The organism is Micromonospora sp. LOL_021, assembly GCF_048060215.1.
Classification (GTDB): Bacteria; Actinomycetota; Actinomycetes; order Mycobacteriales; family Micromonosporaceae; genus Micromonospora_E.
The window spans coordinates 1-1748 of record NZ_JBHMIN010000115.1 but is presented as its reverse complement, the minus strand read 5'-3'; the positions used below and the strand labels follow the sequence as shown (position 1 = coordinate 1748).

Annotated in this window: 2 protein-coding genes and 1 pseudogene; 2 read left to right on the top strand and 1 reads right to left on the bottom strand. The window is 62.1% G+C overall.

Annotated features, from left to right (window positions below):
- Positions 1-156: 156 nt before the first annotated feature.
- On the top strand, positions 157-480 hold the full coding sequence (locus ACFHWT_RS31185) for a hypothetical protein (protein ID WP_416598259.1): 324 nt from the start codon (positions 157-159) through the stop codon (positions 478-480).
- Between the two features lie 147 nt (positions 481-627).
- Here the strand turns inward: ACFHWT_RS31185 and ACFHWT_RS31180 are convergent.
- Positions 628-804 (bottom strand): annotated as a pseudogene (locus ACFHWT_RS31180) (IS1634 family transposase); the annotation flags it as partial.
- A gap of 45 nt (positions 805-849) precedes the next feature.
- Here ACFHWT_RS31180 and ACFHWT_RS31175 point away from each other — a divergent pair.
- The coding region (locus tag ACFHWT_RS31175; protein WP_416598257.1) for an IS630 family transposase at positions 850-1748 on the top strand (899 nt) is incomplete at its 3' end.

Below are 1748 nucleotides of genomic sequence, written 5' to 3'. Positions count from 1 at the left end.
ACATCGAATTCTGGTACAATCGTCAGCGTCTGCATTCAGCGGTGGGCTACCGACCTCCCCGGGAAGTCCACGCAGAGTTCGAGAACCTTCAAATCGCGGCGTGAAAGAACCGGCCGAACCACTGTCCGGAAAACGCGAGGCCCCTCAGATGGCGTCGTGAGCAGTGATTTCGGATTCTGGAAGCATGGCACGGGTAACCCCGAGGAGATTTTTGACAAGCTCGCTGAGGGTGACGCTAGCGACCTCTCTTCGAGCTCGGACATAATGCGGTTCCGTGAAGAACTGCTAACGCGTTGGCCCGACATCGAAGATGTGCTGGAGCCTTCGGAGTTCGACCTGGAAGACAGTCCGGATGACGCAATGAAGTATGTGCTCTTGACTCTGTCTGTCCGACAGTTGGACTACTTGCCGGAAATCCTGTCCATGGCGAAGAGGGCCGGTCTCGTCGGATTCAGTGGCGTGGCGGGCGAGTCAATCTAGCCAATTCATCCTGCGCAGTGCTCCGGTTTCCGTGCGCAGCCGGGGCGCTGCCATTTGTGCTGGCGGCGGTGGCCGATGTTGCCGTCACGGTTGCCGTCAGGACGGAACTAGTATCCGTGATCATCGATGAAACCCGATTTGGCTCATTTAGTGTGTGCGGTGGATGGCGTTGAGTGCGGTGTGGAGGTCGTTGGGGATGGGGTCGGCTGCGGTGATGGTGTGGTCGCCGGCCCGGATCGTGACGGTGTGGTAGCGGCGGGCGGTGGTGACGAAGCGTCTGATGCTCCAGCCGGTGGTGTTCTCGATCCAGCGGGACACGGCTAGTGTCCTGCGCCGAAAATTCGCCTGATAAGTGGGTAGGGTGGAGGGATGCCGAGAACTGGTCGTCCTACCCCGCCGCTGACGCTGACCGACGAAGAGCGGGCGACGTTGACTCGCTGGTCACGACGGGCGAAGTCGTCACAGGTTCTGGCGATGCGTTCGCGGATCATCCTGGCGTGCGCTGAAGGGGCGTCGAACACTGACGTCGCGTCGAGTCTCGGCGTGCATTTGTCCACTGTGGGTAAGTGGCGGCGGCGTTTCCTGGAGCTACGCCTGGATGGCCTGGTGGACGAAGAACGGCCGGGCCGCCCGCCATCGATCAGCCTTGACCAGGTCGAGGATGTGGTGGTCGCGACCCTGGCACAGACTCCACGTAACGCCACCCACTGGTCCCGCAAGTCGATGGCGGACAGGTCCGGGTTGTCCAAGTCCACGATCGGGCGGATCTGGCGCGACTTCGGTCTCAAGCCCCACCGTGCCGACACGTTCAAGCTGTCCACCGACCCGCTGTTCATCGAGAAGGTCATCGACGTGGTCGGGCTGTACCACAACCCACCCGAGCGGGCCGTGGTGCTCTGCGTCGACGAGAAGAGCCAGGTCCAGGCCCTCGACAGATCCCAGCCAGTGCTGCCAATGATGCCCGGCATGCCGGAACGCCGCACCCACGACTACGCCCGCAACGGCGTCACCAGCCTGTTCGCGGCGTTCAACATCGCCGACGGCACCGTGATCAGCGAACTGCACCGCCAGCACCGCGCCGTCGAGTTCAGGAAGTTCCTGATCACGATCGACAAGACGGTGCCGGCAGAGCTGGACGTACACCTCGTCTGCGACAACTACGGCACCCACAAGACCCCCACCGTGCGAGCCTGGCTCGCGAAACATCCCTGTCCCGCACCGGGTTTGATGGATACATCGAAACCTGGAAGGAACACCAGCGATGCCCG